Annotated in this window: 16 protein-coding genes; all 16 read right to left on the bottom strand. The window is 36.3% G+C overall.

Annotated elements, in window-relative coordinates; translation table 11 throughout:
• Positions 1 to 6: 6 nt before the first annotated feature.
• Positions 7 to 1,098 (bottom strand): type II asparaginase, encoded by a 1,092-nt coding sequence (locus tag N1I80_RS02555; protein WP_340736398.1) that lies wholly within the window; start codon positions 1,096 to 1,098, stop codon positions 7 to 9.
• A gap of 913 nt (positions 1,099 to 2,011) precedes the next feature.
• Positions 2,012 to 3,055 carry a hypothetical protein gene (locus tag N1I80_RS02550; protein WP_340736397.1) on the bottom strand — a complete coding sequence of 348 codons (1,044 nt, stop codon included), beginning with the start codon at positions 3,053 to 3,055 and terminating at the stop codon, positions 2,012 to 2,014.
• A gap of 14 nt (positions 3,056 to 3,069) precedes the next feature.
• Positions 3,070 to 3,798 carry a hypothetical protein gene (locus tag N1I80_RS02545; protein ID WP_340736396.1) on the bottom strand — a complete coding sequence of 243 codons (729 nt, stop codon included), beginning with the start codon at positions 3,796 to 3,798 and terminating at the stop codon, positions 3,070 to 3,072.
• 14 nt (positions 3,799 to 3,812) lie between these two features.
• On the bottom strand, positions 3,813 to 4,358 hold the full coding sequence (locus N1I80_RS02540; RefSeq protein ID WP_340736395.1) for a hypothetical protein: 546 nt from the start codon (positions 4,356 to 4,358) through the stop codon (positions 3,813 to 3,815).
• 199 nt (positions 4,359 to 4,557) lie between these two features.
• Positions 4,558 to 4,875, bottom strand: a complete 318-nt coding sequence (locus tag N1I80_RS02535; protein WP_340736394.1) for a hypothetical protein — start codon at positions 4,873 to 4,875, stop codon at positions 4,558 to 4,560.
• Positions 4,876 to 4,878: 3 nt separating this feature from the next.
• Complete coding sequence (locus tag N1I80_RS02530) at positions 4,879 to 5,568, bottom strand: head maturation protease, ClpP-related (protein WP_340736393.1); 690 nt, start codon at positions 5,566 to 5,568, stop codon at positions 4,879 to 4,881.
• A gap of 3 nt (positions 5,569 to 5,571) precedes the next feature.
• Positions 5,572 to 6,171: a hypothetical protein gene (locus tag N1I80_RS02525; RefSeq protein WP_340736392.1), complete on the bottom strand. Its 600-nt coding sequence runs from the start codon at positions 6,169 to 6,171 to the stop codon at positions 5,572 to 5,574.
• A gap of 342 nt (positions 6,172 to 6,513) precedes the next feature.
• Positions 6,514 to 6,756: a hypothetical protein gene (locus tag N1I80_RS02520; RefSeq protein ID WP_340736391.1), complete on the bottom strand. Its 243-nt coding sequence runs from the start codon at positions 6,754 to 6,756 to the stop codon at positions 6,514 to 6,516.
• 287 nt (positions 6,757 to 7,043) lie between these two features.
• Positions 7,044 to 7,343 carry a hypothetical protein gene (locus tag N1I80_RS02515; RefSeq protein WP_340736390.1) on the bottom strand — a complete coding sequence of 100 codons (300 nt, stop codon included), beginning with the start codon at positions 7,341 to 7,343 and terminating at the stop codon, positions 7,044 to 7,046.
• 163 nt (positions 7,344 to 7,506) lie between these two features.
• Positions 7,507 to 8,049, bottom strand: a complete 543-nt coding sequence (locus tag N1I80_RS02510) for a site-specific integrase (RefSeq protein ID WP_340736389.1) — start codon at positions 8,047 to 8,049, stop codon at positions 7,507 to 7,509.
• Positions 8,046 to 8,483, bottom strand: a complete 438-nt coding sequence (locus N1I80_RS02505) for an ArpU family phage packaging/lysis transcriptional regulator (RefSeq protein ID WP_340736388.1) — start codon at positions 8,481 to 8,483, stop codon at positions 8,046 to 8,048. Before N1I80_RS02505 ends, N1I80_RS02510 begins: the two co-directional genes overlap by 4 nt.
• Before the next feature lie 79 nt (positions 8,484 to 8,562).
• Positions 8,563 to 9,336: a phage antirepressor gene (locus N1I80_RS02500; RefSeq protein ID WP_340736387.1), complete on the bottom strand. Its 774-nt coding sequence runs from the start codon at positions 9,334 to 9,336 to the stop codon at positions 8,563 to 8,565.
• A 335-nt stretch (positions 9,337 to 9,671) separates the two neighbouring features.
• Positions 9,672 to 12,263 (bottom strand): phage NrS-1 polymerase family protein, encoded by a 2,592-nt coding sequence (locus N1I80_RS02495; RefSeq protein WP_340736386.1) that lies wholly within the window; start codon positions 12,261 to 12,263, stop codon positions 9,672 to 9,674.
• Between the two features lie 78 nt (positions 12,264 to 12,341).
• A complete protein-coding gene (locus N1I80_RS02490; RefSeq protein ID WP_340736385.1) occupies positions 12,342 to 13,133 on the bottom strand; it encodes a hypothetical protein in 792 nt (263 codons plus the stop codon).
• A gap of 24 nt (positions 13,134 to 13,157) precedes the next feature.
• On the bottom strand, positions 13,158 to 13,283 hold the full coding sequence (locus tag N1I80_RS02485) for a hypothetical protein (RefSeq protein ID WP_340736384.1): 126 nt from the start codon (positions 13,281 to 13,283) through the stop codon (positions 13,158 to 13,160).
• A gap of 14 nt (positions 13,284 to 13,297) precedes the next feature.
• A complete protein-coding gene (locus tag N1I80_RS02480; RefSeq protein WP_340736383.1) occupies positions 13,298 to 13,600 on the bottom strand; it encodes a hypothetical protein in 303 nt (100 codons plus the stop codon).
• Positions 13,601 to 13,647: the final 47 nt, after the last annotated feature.

Genomic DNA, 13,647 nt, shown 5'->3' with positions numbered 1-13,647 from the left:
TGAAAATCAATATTGATTGTAGAATGATTGAATCTCTTCAGGATCATCTGTTACAGTCAATGCAAGCATCAATAGAATACGAGCTTTTTGTGGATTTAAAGAGTCTGAAGTAATAAACCCTTCTTTTGGAGAAACAGTTCCTGATCCTACGCGAGAAGAACGGACTACTGTCACGCCTTTATCCAAAGCATATTCGACACCTTGCAAAGATTTCGATGACAATGTACCGTCTCCAGGTGCTGCAACAACAATTCCTTCAGCTCCGTTTTCTACAGCAGCTTCGTACATATAAGTCGGGTTGTTCTGATATCCGTAAATGATATCAACCTGAGGTAATTTTTCGATTTTAGAAATATTGAAAGGAGTACCAGTTGTGTGTAACTGAGCAACTTTATTATAGTAATATGGTTTCCCAGCAACGATTGTACCTAAATATCCGTTTTCGACTGATTTAAAAGCATCTGTTACTGTCGTATTTGTTTTCGTTATATGTCTAGCCCCAGAAATTCTGTCGTTAAGTGTGACAAGGACGCCTTTTCCTTTTGAGCTTTCATGACCAGCTAATAATACTGCATTGTATAAATTGAAAGGACCATCTGCACTCATCGCTGTTGCAGGGCGCATAGCTGCAGTTAAAACTACTGGCTTATCGCTTTTTACAACCAAGTTCAAAAAGTAGGCTGTTTCTTCTACAGTATCAGTACCATGAGTGATTACAATTCCATCTACATCATCAGAAGCCAATAATTCATTAATTCTCTTACCCAATTTCAAAAGAATATCATTCGAAATGTCTGTACTATCGACACTAACAATCTGCTCACCTGAAATGTTAGCAATCTCATTCATTTCGGGAACAGCTTCAATCAAAGTATCAATTGCCAGATCTCCAGATTTATATCCAGTCGTCTGAGTTGATGAGGAGCCGGTTCCAGCAATCGTTCCACCAGTTGCTAGAATAGCGATATTAGGAAGTTCCTCTGATTGTTGATTTTTCGCATCAACATTTGTTTGTGCTGAAATGCTCGGTGTAAATCCAGAAAGTGCAACGGTAGCCGCTAAACTCAAGGCCATTAAACAGTGGAAAAATTTTTTCATAAACTTAAACCTCCAAATTTTTGAATTTCTAATAATCCAATCAATGAGCCAAAAATAGATGAATTGGAGAAGGGCACAATGTTAAACTTATGCGAAAGTATTTCCACATTCATTTTACCCTACTCAAGTGAGCCATTTTCACTATATCGTCAGATTCGAAAAAATTCAACCATTTTGCTATGTTTTAAACATTTACATCCCAACTCGTGACCTTGGAACTAATTAATGATGCACAAAAGTTATGAGAATAAGTTTAGATTCTGTGTAGATTTTATGAGTACGGAATACCTAATTATGAAATTAATGCATCTAAAAGAGTTAAAAGAACAGATTTTTAAAATTGAATATCTATGAATAAAGTAAGATAACACAAGAAAGCAGGCGTAAAAAAAATCCAAAAGTGATTAGATCATGGCGATGTCAACACAACTATGAATATCTGCACAAACATGACCAAAAATATCGAAGAAAAGACCTTTCGTAAGTTCAGTGAACTTACGAAAGGTCTTCTCTAAATAGCGATATAATATCATATTACAATCCGGAAGTTAGCAAAATGTTAGCATTTCACTTTCATCTTACATACAACCCCAGTCATATCAAGGGTTTAAACGGCTTATTACATCATGCCGCCCATTCAAGGTGCTACATTATATTGTTGTATGGCTTTTCCCAATCATTGATATAACAACGTTTCGAGGATAAACATTGCAAGCAATTTCACTTAATTTCATTTCATTGTTGCCCGATTATTGCCCAAACAGATTATGAGTGAACCCTTACACTCGTTACGTTTGGGTTCTTTTTTTTGCTGAATAAAAAGTATCTCAACTGACCTATGTACGAGTCCAGCATTCTTTACAATTGTTATCCAATGGCCAGAAAAAGAAACTGAACCCTCCACATACGTTTTTTATTCAATAACCTCATCATCGTCATCTTCAATTTCTAATTCAAACTCTTCGTAATCAGAATCCAAAATTCCTTCATTTTCATCAATATCAAGATTTTCCTGCTCAATCTTGATTAACACAGAGTCTACCTCATCCCTAATCATGGTCCCAAGCCTTTTTAAGAAATCTACTTTAAGTTGTGGTGACCATTGGTCTTTATCTTTATGGTATTTATAACATTCAGCTAAACTAGGTAGTATTTTTAGAAATATAAAAATTGCTATCGCATTTTCTTTTCTTTGCCCTGTTATAGTTCTAAAATGTTGGCCCCTATATGCATTTGACCAAGTTTTGAAAGTCCCTGTCAACCCTATTTCAAGTAGAACTTTCTCATTTCCATGTTGAATTGCAGGACGGATTGCTCTTAACTCTTCATTATTAAATAAAAAAGCCAATGTTCCTAGTATAGTGGAAATCCGACTACCTTCGCCTCTCATAGCATTAACGTTATCCCTAGTTTTACCCATATAACTTTCTAACGCAGTAACATGCAACTGATACTCTGTTGCCAAGGATTCCCTAGGTGTATCAATAAACCGTTTAAATATCCAATACAATAAATCCTCTGTGATTTTATTTTCTACAGGCAAGACATGCCCCCAAGTTTCGGCAGGGAAACAATCTTTAGTAATTGCTTTTGCTCTATTAATACCTGAAAACACAATTCCATAAACTTTTGAATTTGCTTCAAAAACCAAAATATTAGATTGATAAGGATTTATTCGATCCTCTCTATCCCTCAAAACACCATTTTCGATTTGCCAATTCTTCAAATCCTTTACTCTCTCTGTGTATCCTTCAAAAAATAAGTAAGAAATATTATTATTTTCAATTTGCAAAGTTTCAGGATTTTGAATATTAAACCCTTCTTTTTCCCTTATACCAGATATTAAAGATTCGCTATAGCCCTTTACTTCTCTTTCAATATCTTGTGCAGCAATTAAATCAACCTGTATATTTTGTAACGTTGAATACTGGTAAAATTCAAATATAGAAAAACTCATCTTTTAGTCCCCATTCATCTGATATCGTTTCTAGCTTCGATTTTATACTTTGATATTTTAATATCAAAAAATAACACAATTATCAAATAAATAATAAGTTTATTTGCTTTTTTTGTGGTTTTCAAATCGATAAAAGGATTTAGTTCGCCCTCATTGATGTCAAAACTATTAGAGATTAGCGCAAGTTTTACGTATAATTTCAAATCATTTTGCTTACTCTGTAATGTTTGTCCTATATCTAGCACAAACTCTCCCTTTTGATCTACAAGAAGTGTATCAGTTTTTAAATCTGTTTTATTATCAATACTACAATCTATCCAATGGGGATAAATACAATTTAACGTCAATCCGCCTAGCCTTTTCACTGACCATCCAATGAATTTGTTCTTAAAATCAATTTTAAAATCTAAATGTACAATAACTGGTCTGTGCGGCTCAGTACTTCTTATATCAAAATAACTATCTTTCTTTCGGCTATTGTTTGTAATATCTACCGTAATTTCACTTGGATGCTTAAAAAAGTCTATAATCAAGCTGACTATCAACACAAATAGTGCAGAATTTAATGTGAAACGTAGTGTAGGCTTTGAGTCGAGTTCTGCATCTAATATCGGGGACATCTTCGCTATGTACCCGGCTAAGTCTATATCTAAAAGATACACAAGAATGATAGTTATTATTGGACTATATAAGGTTAAACCCTTTATTAACTTTTTTCTTACTCCAATAAGTGATTCAATCATGTCAACTTTCCCCGCTAAAGTGTATTGTTTATAAATTCAGCTACATTTTTAATTATTGTTTTGTCATTAACAAGCAAAACGCCGTTGTTATATAGTTCAGTTTTGTAATATAACTGTTCTTCGTTTTTCAAATCAAATGAGATACATTTTATATCGATACACTCATCAGATGTAATCCAATCAATTTCTTTAAACAGCTTATTTTTATTGTATTTCTTTTCTTCCCCTTCAGTTGCATTAATCATTTCTATATAATCCTGCACTTGGATAACACTTTCAGGTAATATAGGATAAATAAATTTAATTTCATTAATCTGAATGTCTTTGTCAACACCATAATTTATAGCCCTTAAAAATGATGACGATGTAATAATTACTTGCCTTAAATTAAAGTTCTTTACTTTTTTCAAAATCTCGACATAATTATTTGCACCATAGTCGTAAGTGATTCCGATAATGCTATTCGAAAACTTATAGACCGCCTGCTTGCCGAATAAGGATATTAAATCATTATAAGTACTTTCATTATCCAAGAGCTCGAATAATTTAAACTGCATCATCAGAATCACTCCTCCTATATTCAATAATTAACCTTTAAAATGAACCTTATACTATGTATATTAGTCGAGTTTCTTGATGATGTCACCATTTTTAAATTTTCTTAGATATATGCTAAGGTTACCCGTCCACTATATTTTGTTTTTTAATAAAAAAACCAAGACAATTAAGTCCTGGCCTTTAATTTCTTCTTTAATACTTTTACATTTGATTAACTTCAGTTACCATTTTATCCACCATCTTGTTAATTCTACTCATTTTAGAAAGCGAACTAGCGAACCATACTTCCCTTTCCCTTAAATCCGTATAATGTTGACGCTTTTCAGATTGTCTTGTGATTAAATCTGAAACTGATTGAATAAGTGTTTCTATTTGATTTTCAACTTCAATTGTCACTTCAAACAATTCTTCGAAGTTATTTTCTTCATAAAACTTGAGCTCCTCAAGTCGTAATTTTAATTCCTCTATTTCTTTTAATAGTTCATCATTCTTTTTTTTCGCATCTTGTGTTTTCGTCATTTTTTATTCCTCCCGTACCCAACTGAAGAAATTTCTTCTTAAACTTTCAGTTGGGTTTCCTTTTTTGGTTTGTTTGTTTTTCATTTCGCGATATTTTTCAATTACACTATAAGGATGTACACCCGCGGGATCTGTACTAGCAACAAGGAACTCTGAAATGTTTTCTGAAGAAACTCCCATAATTTCATCCACAAAACCACCTTGTAGCGCACTTTTCGCTGATAACCAAGTTTCTTTATTCATCATGTCTAAAATTTCACTTTCCGACTTACCTGTTTTCAATATATAAGCGTTCGCGATACTTCGATTCATTTCTTTTAAAACCCCGGCTTCATGGAGCATCTTGTTATAATCTCCCTGCGCAATGCTGCTAACATTATGGATCATCATTTGAGCAGTAGGAGCGATAACCACACGTTTTCCAGACATAGCGATAACCGACGCAGCACTAGCGGCAATGCCTAATATTTTTATAGTCACATCGCCTTTATATTCTTTGAAAATCGAATAAATTTCGCTACCTGCATCAATATGGCCCCCTCCACTATTGATAACAACCTCAATCGGTCCATTATTTTTTGGTAAAGCCGCTAAAACATCATTAGGACATGTGGATTCCATATCATAATAATCATAAATTTCCTTGTAATCATTACCGATGATTACGCCCTTTACATTTACTTTTGTTGTCATAATTTATTTTTCACCCCAATTCCTTTTAATTGCTGTAATTATTTTTTTAATACTTTTAGAACTGTTGTAATGTACCGGATTAAAAATGGAATAAGCTCTGTCTAGCGTTGCAGTGTCAACAGGTAACTTAATAAATTCGCTACGATCCGCTACGTATTGTTTATTTTTTAACATGTGGAAGGATTGTTCAAGTTTTTCAATTTCAATCATTTTATTTACGATTGGTTCAATACTTTTTGCAAATCCAAGCAATTCTTTTTCAAATTGTTTTTTTTGCTTCAGATATTCATCGTAATACGGTCGAAATTCCCTATTGTACGTATCTTTAACTTTTGCACCCTCTTCTCTAAATATTTCTTCCGACACCTTCGGTTGAATACGAAGTTTAATTTCTAACTCCGTAATTTTAGCCTGTAAATCTTTAATATCTTGTGAGACAGTCTGGTATTCTTCCATCGAACTGACTTTTTTTAATTGCTCTTCAGCTTTTTCAATATCTTTTAATAGCTGTCTTCTTTCCACTTGGAACTTTTGTACATCTCCAGCCTCTTCCATTTTCCGCCATAATTCTGATGTTTCCCGTAACATTAATTTTTCTTTCATTAATATTCCTCATCTCATTTATTTTATTTAAAAGAACTTGAACACCAAATATTTAACTTGTCACTTTAAGTGCCTATCGACTTTTATGCTTTTATTGAATTTTTAATATCTAACCTAGACATCAAATAATCCATGGTGTTACTAGTGCCGACATCAATTTGAAAAGCGTGCATATACCCCCTCCCCCCTACACGCGAATTTCCAAAATAAATCTGGACAAACGAGACCCCTACCGGTCTTGGATAATTTCGAAAAAAGCCGAAATATTTGACCGGGGGGCTGTGTGCTCTGGGTTCTTCCGTCTTCATCTATATGAACTACCAATTGCTACGTTTAAAACTTTCATACAAATACATTCCGTTTTTTAAGTTCAGCCTCAATCAAATGCTTTAACTCGTCACCTGGTAACTGATAACAAAGCCTTAGTTTCTTTGTGCTTACGCGTCTAAATATCGCTGCTACGTAATCATGAAATGATTCGTAATCAAAAACACAAATACCTAATTGACTTTTGATTTCATCGAACATGTTAAGATCTGAATCCGTTGACGCTTTAGACCTCTTCACTTCCTGAACTATCGCCATTAGTTTCCCCTCCCTCTCTTAATGGCCGTTCACCAATTACAAATTGAATATGATTTCAGTCACATTTTTCAAAAATACTATTCTGTTATCGACGTGTAAATATGCATCCTGCTTAGTTAAAATAGGTGATTCCTCAAAAACTTCAAAAATTGTTTGAGCAGTATCTAAATTTGTCGAGAATACTTCTGTACCGTTTTCAAATTTGAATATGACATATTTCCTTTGAACAACCGTGATACTCCCCTCCTTTCTACTACGCGTGTGTCTGACTACAAATCATAGCCCGTTTACAACCATCCACGACTTGATGCCCTGCGTGAATTTCGTTTAAACATCTTCTGGGCTAACCCGTGCATTTCATCCGTAACCTTTGAACGTATCAAGTCTGATACATCTTTACTGATTACCTTTCTATCACCGACCTTATAGCCTTTTTCATTCAGTACAACCGCAACCTTTGTCACACTTTCTAACTCGACGTATAGCTTGATTGCTGTTTCCTCAAATGTTTGTGGTGTATATTCCTCCACCTTCTTGATGTAGTTGGTTAGTGCTTCAATCTCTTTCCTTGCTTCATCAATCGTCATTTCCATATTCCTCCTTTTCACTACCTTTGAATGTACTACAATACATAGACTGTTCCATTCGACTTTTCCCGCAACGCCTTATTCCTCATGGCTTAAAGCACTTTTTGGAATATCAATGTAACATAGGCTTTTTTATGTGCCGTATAGTCTAAATAAGAACGGATTAGTAATCAAAGTTCCTAATTGCCTTATCCATAATGTCTTGATTTATTCCTATATATCGCTTTGTCACTTCTTCTGACGAGTGGCTATATAACTCTTGTAAGAGTGCTATATCCTTTGTGCGTTCATAGAAGTGGTAGCCGAACGTCTTCCGCATTGAGTGCGTGCCTATCCGACTTAATCCACATGCTTCACCTGCTGCACGAATCACACGGTATGCTGTCGTCCTGCTGATGGGCTTATTTACGCCCTTTCTCGATTGAAACAAGTAATCTTCATCGCCTAACCCTGCAATATAAGGCTTAAGCTCCCTGCGTAATTTGGGGTTGATAAGGATCTCCTTTGATTTTGTTGTTTTCTTCTCAATCAACAACAATCTTTCTCCTAGAACATCCTTTTTCTTCAGTGTCAATATGTCAGATATTCGTAGTGTTGAATAAATACCGAACACGAACAGCATATAATTCCGTGTACTCGTTTTTTTTAGATAACTTTTCATTTCTTCTATTTTTTCAACATCCCGTATCGGCTCTACAAATTTCACTGACTGTGTACCTCCTCCTTATACGCCTCAATTTTTAATACAAACGCCAATTTTTCAAGCAGACGTGATTTAATTCTGTAATAGTTTCTTTCAGACATGTTTAAATCTATATATATTTGATAATCGAACAGCTCATTTTTCTGTAAATATCTCATGTAAACAATACTCCGCTCAATTTCAGATAGCTGATTGACTGCAAATACAATCCAATCAATAAACTTTTCTCTTTTTATTTCATATTCAACATTTGCAATCGCGGCCCTTTCAGTAGATGACGATGGTAGATTGCTAGAAGCTGGTGTCAATGAATAGCTTGCTGTAATCGAAGGTAATCGGTCCAAGCTTACTTGTAACGAGTACATCCTATATCGCTCAAGTACGGCTTCCACCGCATCCCTCGTTGCTTTCCGGTCTATTTCGGGCAAATTATTCACAGAAAAACCCCCTTATGTTATAATTGAATTAGCTGGGCAGGAGGAATCCTGTCTTTTTTTCTGCCTTTAAAATTGACATTCATAGGCCCTCGTTCAAAAACTTGTCCACAAAATAAATTTGTCCTTTTCCTGTTACCTTTGGTGTGCTGGTAGTTCGCGGTACGCCTCCGGAGTTTTCAATAGTCCGTTTCTTTATCTCAAACAACCCTAGATCCATGCTCTTTTGTGTTGGTAGATTGTAAGAGTCACCATACTTTTTTATCAGAAAACCATTTTCACGTAACCATTTGAATAACCTGTTTTGCCCCATCTTCACGCCGTTTTGCTGTATCAGCTTAGATAGTTCACCAACCAATATGGAGGACCCAGACGTTTCGACAGCTTCAGCAAATAAAACTTTAGGCTTTAACACCGCCATCTGTTCATTTTGGGCTTTAAGCACCTCTAAAGTTGTCTTAAATAATATTTTTGTCTGTTCATCCGCTTGTGGTAAATACGTTTGAATGAATAAATCATCATTAGCAACATACCCTCCGGTCTTTCGTATAGTTGGAAGGATCGTATCAAATACCCACACTTCAAACTTTTCAGCTTCAGGCAATTTTGACCTTGCAATAAGTCTATATAGATTTCCTTCGTCGATGAATTTCTTTTGCTGCTTCCTACCCATAGAATCTATGACCTCGTGAAACACGACCCCATTTTTTCGGCTGTGCCTGCTGATAGCATCACTAGGATTTGAATAACCTAGTTTTTCCGCAACTTCAATTGCCGGAAAAAATTCATTTCCATCTAACGTCAACACTTCCAACTTGCTAAACTCCTCATGCTCAAACGTTTTTAGTTGATTCATTTTTATTCACCTCTTTTTCTATATAATGGTTACATTCACTTGTTACCTTTCATTGTCCCGTAACATTCATTTGTTACCCTATAAAACCATACACATCAAGGCTCCAAGTGGTGTGGTAACAAAAGTAACAGGTAACTTTTCAAAACATAGGTATATATACGAGAAGTTAGAAAACCCACAACGAATGAATCCAAAAGGCATTATCTTTCATCATGTGTACTTTTGTTATTGTTACTTTTGTTACTTCTGTTACCTGTACACTGTGAATACTTGATGTATAAGACTTTTCGAAGGTAACAAATAAATTAAATTCATATTTTTATTTGTTACCTTTGTTACTTCTGTGTCTCAGTGAAATCGAACCCTAACTTTTCAACAACATTTGGCTGTATGGGAACGGCTCGGTAAACCTTGCCACAATGTTTTATCAACTTCGAATCCGTTTCTTTCCCTTTTTGCATGGATCCGATTGAAATTTCACGCCTTAACCACTCACTCCTTATAGCGGTTTGTTCCGTTTTTAGGAACGCCTTTAAGTAAGCTGGTAATAAAAACAACGTTTCGTCTTTATAAATCGCCTTCAATTCATGCCTAACTTCATAATTTCCAGAAATAGATTCCCTGCTTGCGTCTAAATCAATCAAAACGGCTTCTAACATCTGCATAGGTTTATCAGTAGCCTTATTCTCTCGGTTTATATCATCAAACAGCTGCATTAACCATCCAAGATCTATTTCAACATCGAAAAAATCCATCAGTAGCTTTCCTGTGAATATAATTGCTGCATAGTGCCTAGCAATTCGGGAAACAACCTCATTCCCTTGTGATTTCTCTTGAAAAACCCTATTATATTCAGCATAAAACGGAAGCATTATCTTGCGCTTGTCCTTCCAATGTTGCAGAAACTCCAATCCGACAGCACCATAATAACCATCAACAGATTCATATAAATCAGTAAAGTATTCATGGTCCACATCTTCGAACGGCAACCCTGTTATCGGCAATATGCGCGCCGCTGCCCCTCCTGCACGTTCCGCATATTCAGTCAACGGCGTTTCCCCCGTCGATAACATCAAATTATTCCAAGTAAATTCTTTCTGACTACCTGTGACTGAACCGCGGCCTTTCGAACGTCCACCGCTAAAATTGTAAACAAACCTTTGAAGTTGTCGTTCATCCGCCTTCATTGAATCATCTAGCATAAGCGGAAAACTGTTTAGAAATGCCGCTTTGCGTTCGAATGATACAGCCGTACCATTCCATTCAGAAACAAGATATTCATTTCCCCACACGCTTGCGGCCACCCTCAAAGCTGTGGTTTTTCCTTTAGATGTAACTCCCGATAAATCGACTATAAAAGGTCCTAGCTTCAAGTCATTCAAGATAATTGATGTGAAAGAAGCTAACACCATCAATAACGCTTTCGGATGCTCTTCAATCTTCTTGAAAACATGTTCAATCCATTCTTCCGAAGTTCCCGAAACCTCAAAGGCTTCCATGACCTGTTTCTCTCCGATATCACTAGGTAGGATTTCAATATCACTTTTCAATAACGGATGAATGAAGTTTTCTTTCACATGCCCCAAACGCTCAACCATGTTACTGCGTGGTATATCATTCAACATAATGAATAAATCAAAATAGGTGATTAAATACTTCACATTATTATCGTGAACACTTAGTGATAGGTCAGCCATTTTCAACAATTCTTTTCGGGTTGCAATATCCCCTGCTGGTACAATTTCACGATATATTCGCCCTCTGTCATTCCAAGTGATTTCATAATAGAGTTGGGAACGCTCCACATTCGAGAACGAACGAGATATTAACGGTACATGACGCGAACAAAAATACTCGACTTCCTCAATTCCGCCACCTTTTTCCTTCAAAACAACCCGATACAGCATGTTATCTTTCACTTTGAAGCTATTCGGCATTTGAATATCTTTGCCTGGCGAATTCGTATTCGGTGATAGTTCAATATCGCTTGTACTAATCGACATTACCCAATCAATCGCGCTGTATATTGTGTTTTCGCTATAATCTTCACGATCCCACTTTTCACGATACAGGCCGGAGCTCTTAAAAATTCGATCCATTTGATTAAAATTATTTTTTGTGTACATTGCAAGGTAATTACAAAACGCCTGATCGGCTTCAGATTGACTGTGGTAAATTCTTTCTCCATCCGCATTGCAAACTGTGAACCATTCACCCGCAAATAAAGCTTTAATCTTTTCACCTGTTTTTGATTTGAACATGCGCTCTTTTATGATTTCATCGGATGCAATTTCCGCGGCGTTCCCCACACGCTCGCCTGTTGTCTTTAGGACAGGTCTAGTGAAATAGGTGTCAATGTATTGATTGATAGTTTCACCGGATACCATGTCCATTTCATTAAACCTGACCCCCGTTACTGCTATGAAACGTCCACGGTCATAAACTTCAATGTCCAATGATGTATTTTTGTTGTAATGGGTTGTTTTATCGTGATTGTATTCTGTCCATACATGAAAGCCCTTGCCACCAGCTGATATTTCCGCAAAGGACAACCCAGCTACTCTTTCAGCATGTTGAGGAAGTTTTTTCAAATCAATCTTATCTATATCAATACAGGTGAACGGATCGTTTTCCGTCAAGACAAATCCAACGCCACCGAAACCACCTTTTTCATATGCTGCCTTTACTTCATCAAAAGTTGACCAAGTGGCTGGATCAGTAGAACTCGCATTCTTACCATTCGCCATGACCGGAGGTTTGTCCCATTTTCCACGCTGTTCATTCCATACTGCCCGCCACAATATCCACTGATTAACTGCTTTTAATTGGTGCGGTATTGTGCTAAATTGTGGAGTCACTAATTCTATTAGTGGTTGCTTTTTTTCATCATTTATAGCCATAATCGGCTTATCAATAACTTTTGTCATTGGTCATTTTTCACCGCCTTCAACCTTTAGCTATTGCATAAGATTCAAATTATCAGCTATACTGATAGTGGATGTTTTTTAATGCGCCTGCTCCTCATTGCCGTGAGGACGGGCTTTTTGTCGTTCCAAACTATCAAAATTAATAATTACATACGACACTCCCGACAATCTAAGCTGCCTTATAAGGTCATCTACATATTCCGCACGGCTTGCAATGCTGTAATGATGGATTGCGCGCGTACATTCAGGTGTCACAACTTCGACAATGAACGCGCCTGGTAGATGTTCTTTTTCAAGCAGCGTGATTGTACATTTCGGCTTTTTTTCTCTTTGTGGTCGTTCATTCTCGATTTCGTCGCATGTTTGAAGAATCGAATTAGCGAACGAACGGGCCATATCAACGGATACGATAACACATGAATCAATTTCCTCTTTTCCTTCCGCTATCTGCCCTGTCTGAAATAGGACAGCATCCTTTGCGCCTTTTCCTTCTGTTGGGTTTCGATAATTTGACTCAACACATAAATAATACTCAACGTTGTTTATTTTTTCTTGAATTCTATTAGCAATAACCCCACTGTCAACCACCTCAAAAACCTCCACCGTGTCGGCTGTGCGGTTGTGCGCCTTCTGATAGACGTTGTACCCTTTAACAATTAAAGCCCCATTTTCGCATTCTTTAACAGGACCATATATAACGCCATCCACTAAAGAATTTCCATCAACCTGGTTACTAAATTTCACATAATCACGGCCACGTGCCACCCGTTCGACTTTGCATAATTGTTGCCCTTCATGTTCGATTGTTTCAGCCATTGTCGCAATTTCAGCACGTTTAGAATCACTTAAACCTTTTATGATATTTTTCATATTCTTTTCCGCCTCCTCTTCTGATTAGTAAACAATTAATGCAAGCACGATAAGAGTTACTGGACCTGATAGCAATACGCCATAAAACGGAATGGCATCCTTTAGTTGAACTTCTTCGCTATCAAAGAAGAAATCATGTGTCCAGTTCATTCATTTCCCCCACTTCATCGTTTTGTGTACTTCTGAATATCTCCGCCCTGGTCACGAACTGCGATGAAGAATTTACTCAAATAATCATCCAGTTCTCGACGGTCAAATAACCATTTGTTGCCTAATCGGATAGCTGCCTTAAAGTTTGGATCATTAAGTATGTGAGTATTGAAACTGTTCCAACTCATATTTACATACTTCAAAACCGCCTTTGAATCCATAAAATAAACTGTACGATCAATTCCCTTCATTCTTTCCTCGATGGCTTCACGCGCCATTTCCTCAATTCGTTCCTGATCAATCGCAATTTGAATCAAATTAATCACCTCCTCTTTTTATATTCTGTGAGATACAATATAATCTA

Source organism: Sporosarcina sp. FSL K6-3457, from assembly GCF_038007285.1.
Lineage (GTDB): Bacteria > Bacillota > Bacilli > Bacillales_A > Planococcaceae > Sporosarcina.
Note: the sequence above shows the minus strand (reverse complement) of the source record. Positions and strands in the feature narration are given on the sequence as shown.

What these genes read in the sequence shown, in the direction of transcription:
- N1I80_RS02555 (WP_340736398.1), bottom strand. Translation starts at nt 1,098, where the DNA reads ATGAAAAAATTTTTCCACTGTTTAATGGCCTTGAGTTTAGCGGCTACC.
- N1I80_RS02550 (WP_340736397.1), bottom strand. Translation starts at nt 3,055, where the DNA reads ATGAGTTTTTCTATATTTGAATTTTACCAGTATTCAACGTTACAAAAT.
- N1I80_RS02545 (WP_340736396.1), bottom strand. Translation starts at nt 3,798, where the DNA reads ATGATTGAATCACTTATTGGAGTAAGAAAAAAGTTAATAAAGGGTTTA.
- N1I80_RS02540 (WP_340736395.1), bottom strand. Translation starts at nt 4,358, where the DNA reads ATGATGCAGTTTAAATTATTCGAGCTCTTGGATAATGAAAGTACTTAT.
- N1I80_RS02535 (WP_340736394.1), bottom strand. Translation starts at nt 4,875, where the DNA reads ATGACGAAAACACAAGATGCGAAAAAAAAGAATGATGAACTATTAAAA.
- N1I80_RS02530 (WP_340736393.1), bottom strand. Translation starts at nt 5,568, where the DNA reads ATGACAACAAAAGTAAATGTAAAGGGCGTAATCATCGGTAATGATTAC.
- N1I80_RS02525 (WP_340736392.1), bottom strand. Translation starts at nt 6,171, where the DNA reads ATGAAAGAAAAATTAATGTTACGGGAAACATCAGAATTATGGCGGAAA.
- N1I80_RS02520 (WP_340736391.1), bottom strand. Translation starts at nt 6,756, where the DNA reads ATGGCGATAGTTCAGGAAGTGAAGAGGTCTAAAGCGTCAACGGATTCA.
- N1I80_RS02515 (WP_340736390.1), bottom strand. Translation starts at nt 7,343, where the DNA reads ATGACGATTGATGAAGCAAGGAAAGAGATTGAAGCACTAACCAACTAC.
- N1I80_RS02500 (WP_340736387.1), bottom strand. Translation starts at nt 9,336, where the DNA reads ATGAATCAACTAAAAACGTTTGAGCATGAGGAGTTTAGCAAGTTGGAA.
- N1I80_RS02495 (WP_340736386.1), bottom strand. Translation starts at nt 12,263, where the DNA reads ATGACAAAAGTTATTGATAAGCCGATTATGGCTATAAATGATGAAAAA.
- N1I80_RS02490 (WP_340736385.1), bottom strand. Translation starts at nt 13,133, where the DNA reads ATGAAAAATATCATAAAAGGTTTAAGTGATTCTAAACGTGCTGAAATT.
- N1I80_RS02485 (WP_340736384.1), bottom strand. Translation starts at nt 13,283, where the DNA reads ATGAACTGGACACATGATTTCTTCTTTGATAGCGAAGAAGTTCAACTA.